We start from the raw sequence: 1,017 nt of genomic DNA, 5'->3' as shown, positions 1-1,017 counted from the left end.
ACGAAACAAGTCCTCAAATCCAGTACTTGAAAGCACTAGAAGCATGGGATGCAGAATTCCCAGGTTTCGAACACGAAACTGAAGGCGCAGAGATCGAAGACGGTAAATACCACGTTCTTTGTATCAAAAAAGACGCTCTATAATCGACTAAGTCGATAACGTGACTACCCTAAATCCCCACTCATTGAGTGGGGATTTTTTTATGCGTTTAAATCATGCCAGATATTCCTCACACACTGAGTTTACTTAGACTAAATAAAGAGGAATACAAATTAAATCTTACTTTACCTACACTTACGAAAATAAATACACATTCTTGTGTGAATTTATTTTCATTATTTTTGCATAATAAAAACATAGCCATTATTTGCATTTGATATGACATCAGACAACACAAAGATAAGTTATTGTAAAAAAAGGATTTAACCTCAAAATAGACATCAAAGGTAACATTAGAGAACGATTTATGAAAAAACATGGTCGAATAATGATACTTATCGGCTTATTTTTTAGTAAAAATGCAATAATTCATTCCGTTTATATGGTTTTATTTTTGTGAAAAGAGCGCATTATATACCTCGAAGACAAGATAACGATTCAACTTAAAATATCATTCTTAAAAATAAGAGTTATATTTTAATTATTTAAATTTCTCGAATTTAAATACAAAAAATCACTTGTTAATAAACAAGTAGTAAGAATAAAAATAATAAACATCAATTCCCTTACCTTTAATAGTGATATTAATTAAGAGGTTGTTTATTTTATTCTCAATAAATTCTGCCAGATATTTTATTGCTTTATATCACTTATAAATCGATATATATCAGAATCAACCATTCTATTCAGGCGTTATTATGAACAACAATAATAGTACTAATAAAATGCGCGCTCTCGTTATTGAGCACCAAAACATTACTCCAAACAGCTTTGCCGATCGTGCAACTAAATCATTAATCGCTGAATTAGAAAGCCGTACTATCGAAATCGTTACTGCCACTTCTTACGAAGATGCAC

The 1,017-nt window shown here is 30.6% G+C and carries 1 protein-coding gene; it reads left to right on the top strand.

The window, feature by feature from the left end:
- The coding region (locus tag C9J40_RS22365) for a hypothetical protein (protein WP_146144975.1) at positions 1–143 on the top strand (143 nt) is incomplete at its 5' end.
- Positions 144–1,017: the final 874 nt, after the last annotated feature.

The organism is Photobacterium sp. GB-72 (assembly GCF_003026095.1).
GTDB lineage: Bacteria > Pseudomonadota > Gammaproteobacteria > Enterobacterales > Vibrionaceae > Photobacterium.
Note: the sequence above shows the minus strand (reverse complement) of the source record. Positions and strands in the feature narration are given on the sequence as shown.